The sequence below is a fragment of the Azospirillum canadense genome, assembly GCF_025961225.1.
Taxonomy (GTDB): Bacteria; Pseudomonadota; Alphaproteobacteria; order Azospirillales; family Azospirillaceae; genus Azospirillum; species Azospirillum canadense.
The window spans coordinates 2,734,373-2,748,109 of sequence record NZ_JAOQNG010000001.1; the positions used below are offsets into that span (position 1 = coordinate 2,734,373).

11 protein-coding genes are annotated in these 13,737 nt (G+C 69.5%); 5 read left to right on the top strand and 6 right to left on the bottom strand.

Annotated elements, in window-relative coordinates; translation table 11 throughout:
- Window positions 1-192: 192 nt before the first annotated feature.
- Entirely contained in the window at window positions 193-777 is a 585-nt protein-coding gene (locus M2351_RS13045) for a DedA family protein (RefSeq protein ID WP_264656475.1), read from the top strand.
- Between the two features lie 57 nt (window positions 778-834).
- On the opposite strand, the gene M2351_RS13050 is transcribed toward M2351_RS13045, so the two are convergent.
- From M2351_RS13050 to M2351_RS13065, 4 genes are read right to left on the bottom strand one after another with little or no spacing between them, the layout of a single operon-like run.
- Window positions 835-2,502 carry a FliM/FliN family flagellar motor switch protein gene (locus M2351_RS13050; protein WP_264656476.1) on the bottom strand — a complete coding sequence of 556 codons (1,668 nt, stop codon included), beginning with the start codon at window positions 2,500-2,502 and terminating at the stop codon, window positions 835-837.
- Window positions 2,503-2,537: 35 nt separating this feature from the next.
- Complete coding sequence (locus M2351_RS13055) at window positions 2,538-3,695, bottom strand: PP2C family protein-serine/threonine phosphatase (RefSeq protein WP_264656477.1); 1,158 nt, start codon at window positions 3,693-3,695, stop codon at window positions 2,538-2,540.
- A 9-nt stretch (window positions 3,696-3,704) separates the two neighbouring features.
- Complete coding sequence (locus M2351_RS13060) at window positions 3,705-4,469, bottom strand: ATP-binding protein (RefSeq protein WP_264656478.1); 765 nt, start codon at window positions 4,467-4,469, stop codon at window positions 3,705-3,707.
- Window positions 4,459-4,764, bottom strand: coding sequence for an STAS domain-containing protein (locus M2351_RS13065; RefSeq protein WP_264656479.1), 306 nt, complete (start codon window positions 4,762-4,764; stop codon window positions 4,459-4,461). Before M2351_RS13065 ends, M2351_RS13060 begins: the two co-directional genes overlap by 11 nt.
- Window positions 4,765-5,012: 248 nt before the next feature.
- Between M2351_RS13065 and M2351_RS13070 the strand changes: the two genes are divergently transcribed.
- From M2351_RS13070 to M2351_RS13085, 4 genes are all read left to right on the top strand, one after another.
- Entirely contained in the window at window positions 5,013-7,394 is a 2,382-nt protein-coding gene (locus M2351_RS13070; protein WP_264656480.1) for a PAS domain-containing sensor histidine kinase, read from the top strand.
- Complete coding sequence (locus M2351_RS13075) at window positions 7,391-10,348, top strand: response regulator (protein WP_264656481.1); 2,958 nt, start codon at window positions 7,391-7,393, stop codon at window positions 10,346-10,348. Before M2351_RS13070 ends, M2351_RS13075 begins: the two co-directional genes overlap by 4 nt.
- Window positions 10,349-10,497: 149 nt before the next feature.
- On the top strand, window positions 10,498-11,385 hold the full coding sequence (locus tag M2351_RS13080; RefSeq protein ID WP_264656482.1) for a phytanoyl-CoA dioxygenase family protein: 888 nt from the start codon (window positions 10,498-10,500) through the stop codon (window positions 11,383-11,385).
- A gap of 69 nt (window positions 11,386-11,454) precedes the next feature.
- Complete coding sequence (locus M2351_RS13085; protein ID WP_264656483.1) at window positions 11,455-12,795, top strand: DUF1329 domain-containing protein; 1,341 nt, start codon at window positions 11,455-11,457, stop codon at window positions 12,793-12,795.
- Window positions 12,796-12,823: 28 nt separating this feature from the next.
- Here M2351_RS13085 and M2351_RS13090 read toward each other — a convergent pair whose 3' ends face one another.
- Window positions 12,824-13,051 carry a hypothetical protein gene (locus M2351_RS13090; protein ID WP_264656484.1) on the bottom strand — a complete coding sequence of 76 codons (228 nt, stop codon included), beginning with the start codon at window positions 13,049-13,051 and terminating at the stop codon, window positions 12,824-12,826.
- A complete protein-coding gene (locus tag M2351_RS13095) occupies window positions 13,048-13,506 on the bottom strand; it encodes a Fur family transcriptional regulator (RefSeq protein ID WP_264656485.1) in 459 nt (152 codons plus the stop codon). Before M2351_RS13095 ends, M2351_RS13090 begins: the two co-directional genes overlap by 4 nt.
- Between the last annotated feature and the right edge of the window lie 231 nt (window positions 13,507-13,737).

Sequence of the window (13,737 nt, forward strand, 5' to 3'; positions counted from 1 at the left end):
AAATGTGCAATCATGTGTCCGTAACCTAGCCTGTGCCGTGTCCCCTTGGGGGCCACCGTCGGGCTGGGCAGAGGGCCGCTCCGGAGCCGCCTTTCGCGAGCCATTCCGCGCGGTCCGCTGGTCGGATCCGTCGTGACTCCGCCCCATGGGACGGGGAACGCTCGGGCCGCACAGGCTGCGGGGGAGGAAGCGTTGGATTGGATCACCTGGCTGCAGGATTGGGGCAACGCCTTTTATCCGCTGGCCTTCGCGTGGGCGTTCTTCGAAGGCGAAACCTTCGTCATTTTCGGCGGCATGGGTGCACACCTCGGCATCGTCAACCTGTACTGGCTGGTTGGCGCGGTCTGGATCGGCAGCTTCCTCGGTGACCAGTGCTACTTCTGGCTCGGCCGCAAATGGGGCGGCAAGGCGCTTGCCCGCTTTCCGGCCTGCGAGGCGCGCGCCGCGCGCGTGCTGCAATGGCTGGAAGATTACGGAGTCGGTTTCATACTAGTATTCCGTTTCCTGTACGGCGTGCGGAACATCGCGTCCGTCGCCGTCGGCACCTCGCGCATGCCCTGGCGCAAGTTCCTGTTCTGGAACTTCCTCGCCGCCGGCATCTGGGCGTGCAGCTTTGCCGGGGCCGGCTACATGTTCGGCGAGGCTGCCGCCGCGATCGGCGAGAACGGCCCGAAGGTCCTGCTGCTCATCGCGCTGGGCATCGGCGGCCTGTTCTTCACGCTGAAGAGCGTCATGTGGGTGCGGCGCCGTGTCGCGGCGTCGGAGACCCAGGCCTGAACCGGCCTCCGAAGGGCGATAAACACAACGGCGGCTTCTTCCAGGAAGCCGCCGTTTTCATGCCGGCGATGGCAACTCCGACATCGGCCCGGCCCCGGTGGACAAGACGGCCGTGAGGCGGACGGCCAAGCGGCCGGACAGGGTGACTAGGTCTCCGCGGGCGACGATCCGGTCCGCGGCGACGATGTCGACCGGTTCCCCCACGTCGCGGTCCAGCGGGACGATTCCGCCCGTCGTCAGGCCTTGCAGCGCGGCAATGCTCAAGTCGGCCGCGCCGACCACCGCCGATACGCGCACCGGGATGTCCTGAAACGGCGACAGCGCGCCAAGGTCGGTGGAAGACGGCTCCGATCCGGCCTCCGGCAGGGAAATGGCGTCGGGCGGCGGCGATCCGACGCCGACGCCGACGCCGACGCCGACGCCGACGGCCCAACGGGATCCCCGCCGGCCGAGCGCCCCGCAAGCCACCGCAACCCCATCGACCGTCAGGGTGACGGCGTCGTCCGGCTGTTCAGCAAGACCGATGACCGCGCCCGGGCGCCAGGACCGCAACTCGCCGAGTGGCCGATCCGCCGTTCCCACCACCGCCTGCACGCGGACCGCAGCGCGCGCCACCTCGGCCCGCAGGTGCGCTTCCCACCGGGGATCCCGGCCGAAGCGCTCTCCCATGAACATCTGCCGGAGCGCCGCGCGCACCGGTTCCAGCGTCCCGTAGGGGATCAGCAGTTCGAACCGGCCCGTGCGGCCCGGAGCGGTCAGGACAAGGTCGGCGACGAAGCACGCGTTCTGCGCGCGGGTGATGCAGGCGTGGCGCGGCGAGTCCTCCAGCCGATCCAGCGGAAAGGCAACCGCGCCGATGGGCTCGAAGGCGACGGCGAGGTTGTCAAGCACCGCATGCACGAACTCTTCGGCAAAGGCGCGGTCGAGGCTGGTCGGTTGCCGCCGTGCGATCCGCAGGCTGGCCGTTTCCGGGCTTCCCCCGAGCCGGACCTCGACAAGGCTGTCCAGCAGGTCCCCGTGCAGGGCCAGCATGGCGTAATCGTCCCACGGCTCCGCCCGGAACGGCGCCAGCAACGACGCGTCGGTGGCGTTCAGCCAATCGCCGAACCGCACAGAGCGAAGCGCTTGCAGACCGACCTCCACCGGGCCGCTGCTGCGCAGGCTGCTGGTCAAGAGGCGCACGAACCGGTCCATGGCCACTTCGAGCATAGGAAGCCGGTCGACCCACACCTCCGGCGCGGTCAGCATCGCCAAGAGGCCGGGCGTCAGCGGCGGCAAGGTGGCGGCAGCGGGAGCGAATGGCGAAGCCGCGACCGGCGGCAAGGGGGGCACCGGGCCGTGCAGCGCCGCCGCCGCGGCGCCCCGCTGGTCCGGCGGCAGCTGCCCGATGATCCGCAAGACCTCGGCCGAGCGGTCGCCGCCCGCCGGTTCGGGCCGGTCCAGCAAGTCGGCACCGAGGACCCGCTCCAGGATCGCCAGAGCCTCGGGCTCCGCCGGCCGGGTCACGGCCATGCCGCGCAGCGTGCGGGCGCGCCGATCGTCGGACAGCCCGGACAGCAGTTCCGCGGCCCGGTCGGGCGGAAGCAGAAGAAGCAACGCGGCGGCGGTCTGCGGCGCCTGCGGTTCCAGCCAGCGGACCAGACGCGCCGACGGCACATCGGCCAGCAGCGCCCACACCGTGCCCTCGCTGGCCCTGCTTTCGCCGGCCCCGTTCGCTTCGCCCATGCTTGCCTCCGGGGCTTGGTTATGGACGCTGGGTTTTATGGACGGCGGGCGATCCACACCGTCGTCAGGTCGTCGCGCAACGGCTGTTTCGTGCGGGCGTAGAAGTGGTCGAGCAGCGGGATCAGCGGCTGCGTTCGGTTGACCGCCAGGGCACCGCGCAGGACGTCCGGCACACCGTCCTGGCCGATCGGACCGTTCCCCTCGCCGCTGCACTCGATCAGCGCGTCGCTGTAGAGGAACAGGAAGCCCCCGCGCGGCAGGCGCAGGCTGCGGTCCACATACTTCGCCCGCCGCGAGGCGCCGAGCACCAGCCCCGCGCTGTCCAGCAGCCGGATGTCGCCGCCCACCCCCAGCACCGGGTTCGGCGCGCCCGCAGACGCGTAGGTCAGCGTGTCGGTGTGCAGGTCCAGGATGCCGAAGAAGGCGGTGGCGAACTGGCCCGTCGGCAGCACGTCCTTCAGCGCGCCGTTCAGGCCCGCCAGCCATTCCGACGGCGGGACGTGCTGCATGGGGAAACGGTCGATCAGCGTGTGCAGGCGGAAGGCGTTGATGGCCGCGGTGATGCCGTGCCCGGCGAAGTCGGCGATCAGGAAGGCCACACGGTTGTCGTCCAGCGGGTAGACGTTCCAGAAGTCGCCGCCCAGTTCCGACGAGGTCTCGAAATGGGCGTCCAGCACCAGTTCGTACCGTTCCGCGATGGCCTGCAGCCGCTTCGGTTCGGGCAGCAGCGACAACTGCATCGCCTGGGCGTGCTTCAGCTCCCGCTCCACCCGCTCGCGGAAGTTGGCGAGGTCGTTGAACAGCTTGCGCTTTTCCAGCTGGTGGCGGACGCGAGCCACGCATTCGCCGGGCTTGATCGGCTTGGAGATGAGGTCGCTGCCCCCCGCCTCGAAGCAGCGAACCTGCTCCTCGTCGCTGTCCAGCGCGGTCTGGAACAGCACGGGCAGCTCCTCGTGCGTCGCGCTGCGGCGCAGCTGGCGGCACATCTCCAGCCCGTCCATCACCGGCATGTTGACGTCGAGCAGGATGAGGTCCGGCCGGAAGGACGCGACCTTGCGCAGCCCCTCCACCCCGTTCTCCGCGAATTCGATTTGCGTCAGGCCCGCGCGACGGATGATCAGGGCCAGCGACTTCCGATTGAACTCGTTATCGTCAACGATGAGGACGCGGCTGGCGGCGAGCGAAATGGCCATGGGGACCGGTCACAGGTCGAAATGCAGGACGGTGCAGCGGCCACCGTCGGTCACGCTGACCCGTTTGGCCAGCGCGCGCATGAACAGGAAGCCGCGGCCGGAATGGGCGCCGCCGTCGGCCTGCTCCGGCAGGGCCGTGGTGTCGAAGCCGCCGCCCTGGTCGACGACGGCGATGTTCAGGCTGTCCCCACTCCAGCGCGCGAAGATGTCGAGCCGGCGCTGCCGCACGTCGTGGTCGCCCAGCCGCTCCTTCAGGAGTTGGCCGAACAGGCGGTAGCCCTCCGGCTTTTCCTTGGCGGAGCTGGGGATGCCCATGTTGCCGTGGACGATGGCGTTGGCGATGGCCTCGTGCAGGCACAGCTCGATGTTGCCGCGCCGCTCCGGCCGCAGCACGCCGCGGCGGGCCAGCTCGTCGCAGACCAGGACGGCGCACTGCATGCCGTAGGCCGTGCCGGTGGTCAGCGACAGATAGAAACCGTGTTCGACCGGCGGCGCACCCAGCCAATCGCCGTCGATGGCGCCGGTCGTGTCCTCCAGTTCCGTCAGCTCGACGGTGAGGAAGCTGTTCTGGTCCAGCGCCCGGCGGACCGTGTCGCGGCTCGCCTCCGCCACCAGCATCGCCGCGGTGGAGCGCGACGACCCCGCCCCTTCCTTCGCGAGCCCGAAGCGCGACGCCGCCCGGGCGGCGACGTCGGCCGGCACGCGGTCGCGCACCACGCAGAAGGCCCGCGCGGGTGAGAGTGCCGGCCCGGTCAGGGCCGACTCAATATTCAATCGTGAGGATGTCACCGATCCGAGCCAAGTCCAGGGAACGCCGGACGTCATCGCGCGGCCCGCGGACGACCAGCTTCGCGTTGCGCTGTTCCGCCTCCTCCTGAAGGATCAGGAGCATGCCGAGACCGGCGGAATCGATGAAGGCGAGGTCCGACAGGTCGAGCATGAACTGCTCCAAGCCCGGCCGGTCCAAAAGTGCGACGATGTCCGGCAAGCTGTCGTGGTCGGTGAATTCCAACCGGCCGGTCATGCGCACCTCGATGAGCTGGGGGCTGTGGCGCGCTTCGAATTCCATGGACATCCTCGCTGTTGCCGCAAGCGCAGCGTTTTTCGCGCGGCGATGCACACGCAGAGTAGTGCATGGACGCCGAAAACCTCAAGATGGTTGCCGTGGTTGCGGCACTTTTGCCGCGCCCCCGCCGTCGACCGGCCTTCCTGCACCATGGACGGGCGATGCCTGTTGATAGTACAACCCCGTGACGGAAGGGACCGGGGCCGCGCGCCTCGGCCGCCCTCGGAACGGACCGGGTTTGGAATGCCCCGATGACGGTGATCGAGCAGGCCTGGAAGAAGGTGCCGACGGTGTCGGCCAAGTTCCTGCTGATCCTGTTCCCGATTCTGACGCTGACCACGCTGGGCTTCTCGGCGATCTTCTTCTACAGCAAGTACAATGAACTGCGCGGCGCGCTGCGCGACCGGATCGAGGCGGTGGCGGAGATCAACGCGGTCGCCCTGTCGTCCAGCCTGTGGACGGTGGACGTCCCGGCCATCCGCAACAACATCCAGGCGATCTCCGTCAACCGCGAGCTTCTGTGCATCGAGGTCGAGGACGAGCTGGCCGACGGCTACTTCGCCTGGCCGGGGGCGGACTGCCGGCCCTTCGCCGGACACGAGGCGGTGCGCCGCGTCATCCAGGTGCAGACACGCCGGCTGGGCACCCTGACGCTCCATTTCAGCTACGCCACGGTGGACGAACAGATCCGGCAGGAGGTGGTCAACACCCTGTGGCTTCTGTCGCTGATGCTGTTCGGCACAGTGGTTACGGCCCTGGCCGCGCACCGGCTGACCATCGGCGTGCCGCTCGGCCGGCTCATCGATTCGATCCGCGCGGCCGAGCAGGACCACGTGCGCCGGCCGGTGCAGTGGGTGTCCGCCGACGAGTTGGGCCGCGTCATCGCCGCCTACAACGGCATGCTCGTCCGCCTGGACGAGGAGGAGGCGGCGCTGCGCCAGAGCGAGGAGCGGCTGGGGCTGGCCATCGCGGCCACCCGCTCCTCCGTGTGGGACTACGACCTGCGCACCGGCCAGTACTGGTGGTCGAAGGAATTCCCGGCCCTGCTCGGCTATGGGCCCAACGAGCTGGCCATGACGGCGGAGACCTGGGGGGCGCTGATCCACCCCGACGAGATGCGGCGCGTGGTCGCGGAATCCCGCCGCCGCCTGCGCGACAAGGCGGTGGCCTACACCTCCATCTACCGCATGCGGCGGCGGGACGGGCGCTGGGCCTGGATCGAGGACCGCTCCACCGCGCTGCGCAACGTCGAGGGCACGGCCATCCGCCTGACCGGCACCATGTCCGACGTGACCGAGCGGATGCAGGCGGAGCGGGACCTCGCCCGCGAACGCAACGTGCTGCAGATCACGCTCGACAACACCGACCAGGGCATCATCATGGTGGACCGCAACCTGCGGGTCGTGATGTCCAACCGGCGCGCGGCGGAGCTGCTGGACGTCCCGGCGGAGTTCCTGGCGACCAACCCGCTGTTCCCGGACATCGTCCGCATCCAGCGCGACCGCGGCGCCTTCGAGGAGTTCAGCATCGACCCCGACCTGGAGCTGGAACAGGTCGCCGCCATCCCCGACCAGCCCTTCGCCTTCAAGCGGCGGCGCCCGGACGGCACGATCATCGAGGTGCGCTCCAACCCCCTGCCGGAAGGCGGCTTCGTCCGCACCTTCACCGACGTGACGGTGGAGGCGCGGTCCGCCGAGGAGGTCTTCAACGCCATGGAGGCGCTGGAAACCGCCTACGCCGACCTGAAGGAGACGCAGGACAGCCTGGTGCAGGCGGAGAAGATGGCCTCGCTGGCGCTGCTGGTGGCCGGCGTCGCGCACGAGATCAACACCCCGGTCGGCATCGCCTACGGCTGCTCCACGCACCTGGCGTCCAAGACGCGCGCGCTGACCGAGGCGTTCGAGAAGGGCGCCATGAAGAAGTCCGACCTCGTCGCCTACGTCGCGGCGGCGGGCGAATCATCGCGGCTGATCGAGCAGAACCTGACCCGCGCCGCCGAGCTGATCCAGAGCTTCAAGCGCGTCGCCGTGGACCAGACCAGCCAGGAGCGCCGTCGGTTCGAGCTGCGCACCTACCTGGAGGAGATCATCACCTCGCTGGGCCCCCGCCTGCGCAAGAGCCCGCACAAGGTCGCCATCGAGTGCCCGGACGACATCAAGATGGACAGCTACCCCGGCGCGCTCAGCCAGATCATCACCAACCTCGTCATCAACGCGCTGACCCACGCCTTCCACGACCAGGCGGAAGGGCGCATGGCGCTGACGGTGGAGGAAACGCCGGAGGAGGAGGTGGAAATCCGCTTCTCCGACGACGGGGCGGGCATCCCGGCCGACAACCTGTCCAGGGTCTTCGAGCCCTTCTTCACCACCAAGCGGGGCACCGGGGGCAGCGGGCTCGGCCTCCACATCGTGTTCAATCTGGTGACGCAGTCGCTCGGCGGGCGAATCTCCGTTGACAGCACACCTCAAAGAGGTACCACCTTTGTCGTGCGCATCCCCAAGTCGGCGCCGCGGATGACCGAGTCCGCAGAGGCGCCGGCCGGGGAGCCCGACGAAATGCCCGCCGAAACGCCCGCCGAAATGCCGTCGGGAATGGAACCGGCGGGGACGCCAGCAGGGACGGTGATGGCATGACGGGCGACACGCTCGCGCTGGAGAGCGACGACGAGATCCTGTTCGCCGAGGAAGACGGCGAGGCGGTGTCCACGCGGCCGCCCTGGCCCATCCTGGTCGTCGACGACGAACAGGACGTCCATTCCATGACCAGCCTGCTGCTGGCCGACGTGCAGTTCCAGGACCGGCGGCTCTCCCTGCTCGGCGCCATGACGGCGGCCGAGGCGCGCAGCATCCTGTCCGACCGGCGCGACATCGCCGTCGTCCTGCTGGACGTGGTGATGGAGGAGGACGACGCCGGCCTGAAGCTGGTCCACTGGATCCGCAACGAGCTGGAAAACCGCGACGTCCGCATCATCCTGCGCACCGGCCAGCCCGGCCAGGCGCCGCAGCGCGACGTCATCGTCGGCTACGACATCAACGACTACAAATCCAAGGCCGACCTGTCGGCGGAAGGGCTGTTCACGGCGGTGATCGCGGCGCTGCGCGCCTACGATTACATCATGTCGATCGAGACCAAGGTGGCGGAGCGCACGCACGAGCTGCGGCAGAGCCGCGAGCAGATGCGCGCCATCCTGGAATCGAGCCCGGTCGGCGTCTGCGCCTACGACGCGGACGGCGCCATCGCCGTGTGCAACGACCGGCTGGTCAACCTGCTGGGCGTTCCGAAGGACCGGCTGAACGGTGCCAGCATCGGCGACCTGTTCGTCGATGCCGGCGACGAGGAGGTGCAGGAGACGCACTGGACCTTCTTCCGCCGCCAGCTGCGCGACGCGGAGGTGCGGCTGCGCCGGGCCGACGGTTCCACCTTCTGGGCGCTGGTGTCGGTCGATCCGACGCAACTCGACGGCCGCCCGGTCTTCCTGGCCTGGGTCTACGACATCACCCGGCGCAAGCTGGCTGAGCGCCAGATGGAGATCGCCAAGGAGCAGGCGGAGCAGGCGACCTCGGCGAAATCCGCCTTCCTCGCCACCATGAGCCACGAGATCCGCACGCCGATGAACGGTGTGCTGGGCATGCTGGAGCTGCTGGAACGCACGCAGCTGGACGCCGGGCAGCAGGACACGCTGGCGACGATGCGCGAGTCGGCGACCTCGCTGCTGCGCATCATTGACGACATCCTCGACTTCTCGAAGATCGAGGCCGGCAAGATGGACCTGGAGCAGGTGCCCATCTCCGTTCCCGCCCTGATCGAGGGTGTGGCCGACACGCTGGCCCCGGCCGCCCGCAACAAGGGGCTGGTGCTCCTGACCTACGTCGACCCGGCGATCCCGCAGACCCTGCTCGGCGATCCCGTGCGGCTGCGCCAGATCCTGTTCAACCTGGGCGGCAACGCCATCAAGTTCACCGAGGCCGGGCGCATCGTCGTGCAGGCCTCGCTGGCCGGGATGGAGGACGGCTGGGCACGCCTGCGCATCGACGTGACGGACACCGGCATCGGCATCGCCGAGGCCGCGCGCAAGCGCCTGTTCCAGCCCTTCACCCAGGCGGAAAGCTCCACCACGCGCCGCTTCGGCGGCACCGGGCTCGGCCTGTCGATCTGCCGGCGGCTGGTCTCGCTGATGGGGGGCGAGATCGGCGTGGACAGCACGCCCGGCTGTGGCTCCACCTTCTGGGTCGACCTGACGCTGGGCGAGACGACCGCGGCCATGCCGCTGCCCGAGACGCCGCAGCCCGACGCCGACCTGTCGGGCCTGACGGTTCTGATCGGCCTGCCGGAGGACATGGAGCGCAGCTTCGTCTCCTGCTACCTGGAAACGGCGGGGGCACGCGTGCTGCCCGCCGGGGAACCCAGCGCCCTGGCGGCTCAGGCCCGCATGGCCCAGGCCTCCGGCCAGGAGGTGGACGTGGTGGTGGTGGACGAGGGGCTGCACACCCCGGCCGCCGCGCAGGCCCCGCAGGTGCTGGGCCGGCGCAGCGGCGAACCGCAGGTGCCGACCGTCCTGCTCTGCCATCCCGCCTCCGGGCTCAGCCGCGCGCCGGAAGGGGCGATCCCGGTGTCCCGGCCGGTGCGCCGCTCGGTCCTGCTCCGCGCCGTGGCCGTCGCCGCCGGGCGCGCCCTGGCGGAGGGCGACGGCGACGCGTCCACCACAGCAGGCCCGGCGCGCTTCAGCGCGGCGCCCCATCCGCTCCAGACCGCGGCGCCGCCGCCCAGCCTGGAGGAGGCCGAGGCCCAGGGCCGCCTGATCCTGGTCGCGGAGGACAACCCGATCAACCGCAAGGTCCTGCTGATGCAGCTCAACTCGCTGGGCTACACGGCGGAGCTGACCAACGGCGGGGCGGAGGCGCTGGCCGCTGCGAACGCCAAGCGCTACGCCCTTCTGCTGACCGACATCCAAATGCCGGAGGTGGACGGCTTCGAGCTGACCCGCCGCATCCGCGCCGCCGAGCGCAACACCGGGACCCACCTGCCGATCATCGCCATCACGGCCAACGCCGCCCCCACCGACATCGAGCGCTACCACGCCACGGGCATGGACGGCGTACTGGGCAAGCCGCTGAACCTCACCCAGCTGGGCGCGGCGCTGGCCCGTTTCCTGCCGCCGGCGCCCGCGGACCAAACTCTCTCCACCGAGTCGCCACCCACCGCGCCGAGGCCGGTGGAGGCAGCGCCGAAGGCGGAAGCGGCTCGCGAAAACGCCCTCCCGGCGATCGATCTGACCTCGCTACGCCAGCTCTGCGGCGACGACCGCACGCTGATCCAGGAGCTGCTGAACGACTTCGTCACGGTCAGCCGAAGCATCGGCCGTGATCTCGCCGCGGCGCTGGCCGCGCAGGACGCCATCCGCCTGCGCGGCTGCGCCCACAACCTGAAGGGCTGCTCGCGCAACGCGGGGGCCAAAGCGCTGGGCAACGCCGCGCAGGAGCTGGAGCACGCCGCGGCGGCGGAGTCCCCGTGGCCGCGACTGGCCGGACTGGCCGCGGTGGTCGACGCGGCGCTGGAGGATGTGGATCGGTTCGTTCGGGACTTTTAAAGGGGCCGCGACTTTTGAGATCGCCCGGCCGGTGGATGGGGCCAGCCGGGAGAGATGTCACACCCGGCGGGGTTGCGCTCGCGCACGCCAAAGCAAATCATCAGGGTAGACGTCCATCGTCATCCCCGTCTGCCGCCGAGGCGCCGACCATGCCCCTGCCCTTCCCGACCGACCCCGACACCCTGCGGGACCGCTACCGCCGGGACGGCTTCGTGGTCCTGCGCGGCGTCTTCTCCGCCGAGGAGGTGGCTGGGCTCGCCGCCGCCTTCGACCGGCAATACGCGGCCGGGCTGGCCCACCCACGCAGCTTCCGGCACGCCAACTTCCACGTCCGCGTCGCCGACGACCCGGCCATTGGGCACACGGTGCGCATGGTGCAGTGGCCGTCCTACGGCGACCCGGTCCTGAACGCGATCCGCCAGGACGAGCGGATGCTGCGGATCGTGGAGCCGCTGGTCGGCCGCGACGTGAAGCAGATCATCAACCAGATGCACTGGAAGCCGCCGGGCGCGGCCGGCGGCGACTACGCTTTCCACCAGGACAGCCGCTTCCGCCGCCCGCAGGAGGCGTACCGGAACCTCGGCAACTCCTACGTCCAGACCGGCATCGCCGTGGACCGGCACAACGTGGACAGCGGCGCGATGCGCGTCTACCCCGGCAGCCATCTTCTGGGCGACGTGCCGCTCGCCGCGCGGGGCAGCGTGCTGGGCAGCGGCATCGCGGAGGACGCGCTGGAGCAGGCCGGGCTAGACCCGTCGCGGCTGGTGGACTTCGCCCTGGAGCCGGGCGACGTCGGGCTGTGGCACCCGCACACCATCCACGGCTCCGGCCCGAACCGCACCGGCACAAACGGCTTGGGCCATGACCGGCGGCTCTACATCAACGGCTACGTCCGGGCTGCCGACTGCGACCGCGGCGAATGGACTTGGCGCGACGGAGTGCCGGTCCCGCTCGGCGAGCCGGTGCTGGTCCATTACGAGGATCTCCACCGCCGTCCGGATCCGCACTACATCGACGAGGTCGTGCACGCCTCCTGATGGCCCATCTTGATGGCCCGTTTCGGCCAAATGGGGTATTTTCCGGCACCTTATCAGACTGCCGGCCCCATGAACCGCCTCTTCGCCGCCATCCTGCTGGCGTTCGCCACCTTATCCCTTCCCGTCCAGGCCCAGGACAAGGCTCCCCCCGCCAAGGTCCCTGCGCTGGGGGAGGAACTGACCCCCTTCGGCGCCGTGCGGGCGGGGAACAAGACGCGGGCGATCCCACCCTGGACCGGCGGCCTGACGACGATACCCGACGACGCGGTGCCCGGCCGTGCCCTGCCCGATCCCTTCGACGAGGACGGGCGCTGGTTCACCGTCGAACCCGCCGACCTGGATCGCTACAAGATCCGCCTGTCGGCCGGGCTCCAGGAGCTTCTTCAGAAACACCCGACCTTCGCGATCCCGGTCTTCCCGACCCGGCGCAGCGCCGCCGCTCCGCAGCGCGTCTACGACGAGTCGGTGGAGAACGCCAAGCGCGCCAAGCTGGGCGAGAACGGGCTTGCGCTGAGCGGCGCGCGCGTGGGCGTGCCCTTCCCGATCCCGGCCAACGGCGTGCAGGCGATGTGGAACCACATCCTGCGTTGGCGGGGGGAGTCGGTCACCCGCACCGGCGCGACGGTCCTGTCGGACGCGACCGGGTCCATGACCCAGACGCTCTACCGCGAAGACTGGCTGTCCAGCTACGCCGCCGGGCAGGATGGCCGCCCGCTCTTCTACCGCCGCACGACCCTGACCCCGAAGGCGGAGGCGGGGACCACCCTGATCCTGCAAGGGACGCTGAACCCCATCCAGGCGGGCTTCGGCGGCTGGTTCCGCACGGGGGAGAGCGGCAAGGTGGTGCGCGCGAACGACTTCGTCTACGACCGGCCGGACCCGGCGACCGGCGGCATCCGCACCGCCGACATGCTGGACATGTTCAGCGGGCCGCTGGACCGCTTCGACTTCACGCTGGTGTCGCGGCGCGAGATGTACGTGCCCTACAACGCCTACCGGATGAACGTCGCCGGGCTGTCGCCAGTGGATTTCCTGTGGTCCTCGCACCCGAACCCGCAATTCCTGCGCTATGAGCTGCACCGGGTCTGGGTCGTGGAGGCGAAGCTGAAGCCGAACTTCCGGCACGCGCTGCCGGAGCGCACCTATTACCTGGACGAGGATTCCTGGCAGATCGTCATGGCCGACCATTACGACGCCAAGGGCAACCTGGTCCGCTACGCCGAGGCGCATGGCGTGGCCTACCCGCAGTTGCCGGGCTTCGCGCCGGCGGTGGAGATCACCTACGACCTGGAGGGGGGCCGCTACGTGGTCAGCGGCATCGACAACGAACTGAAGCCCCCGGTCTTCGGTAAACCGCTGAAGCCGGAGGATTTCGCGCCGGAAGCCCTGGTGAAGAAGCGCCGCCGTTGACGCTTCGCGACGATCAGTGGCGGGCCGTTCAGTGCCTGACGGGGCCGGCCACCCACTGGCTGACGATGGTTTCGGCCAGGAAGGGCGTGCTGTCCGGATTGTGGTAGCGGAAGACGGTGACGGCGGCTTCCAGCGCGTAGCGCTCCGGCTGGCCACAGTTGCACAGGCCGGCGTAGCAGCGCCGCACCGCGTCCTGGCAGCCGAAGCTTTCCGGCGGAATGGTGTCGAGGGTCATCAGGCGCGCGTCATCCTTCATACAGGCACCCCTTTGTCCACCGGTTCGTCGTCCATGTCGTTCCCATCGGCATCGAGCGGAACCCCGTAGATCTCCAGCCGGTGCCCGACGATGCGGTAGCCCAGCTCGCGGGCGATGCGCTCCTTCAGCGCCTCAAGCTCCGGGCTGGCGAATTCGATGATGCGGCCGCTGCGCGTGTCGATCAGGTGATGGTGGTGGTCGGTCGACGCCTCCTCGTAGCGGGCGCGGCCGTCGCCGAGGTCCACCTTCTCGATCACCTGCGCGTCCTCCAGCAGCCGCATGGTGCGGTAGACGGTGGCGATGGAGATGCGCGGGTCGATGACGACCGCGCGGCGGTGGACCTCCTCCACGTCGGGGTGGTCGTCCGCTTCGGACAGAACCTGCGAGATGACGCGGCGCTGGCCGGTCATCTTCAATCCCTTTTCCAGGCACAAGGCCTCAAGCCGCGACGTCATCCCGCCAACACCCTTGTTGTTCCGGCTTTTTGTTCCGGCTTCGCTGATCCGGCTCCCCCAATGGATTTCCCCAGGGACCGATCCGTCCATCATAATGCAAATCGTTCGCAATCCTATCGTGCCGTTTGCGCGGCGAAAAGCCGCAGTTGGCCGAAAGCGTGCGTTGACTTGACCATGCGCCTTGGCCCCCAATTTTGCGCATCCGGGCGAAACCATTCCGCCCCGATCCAC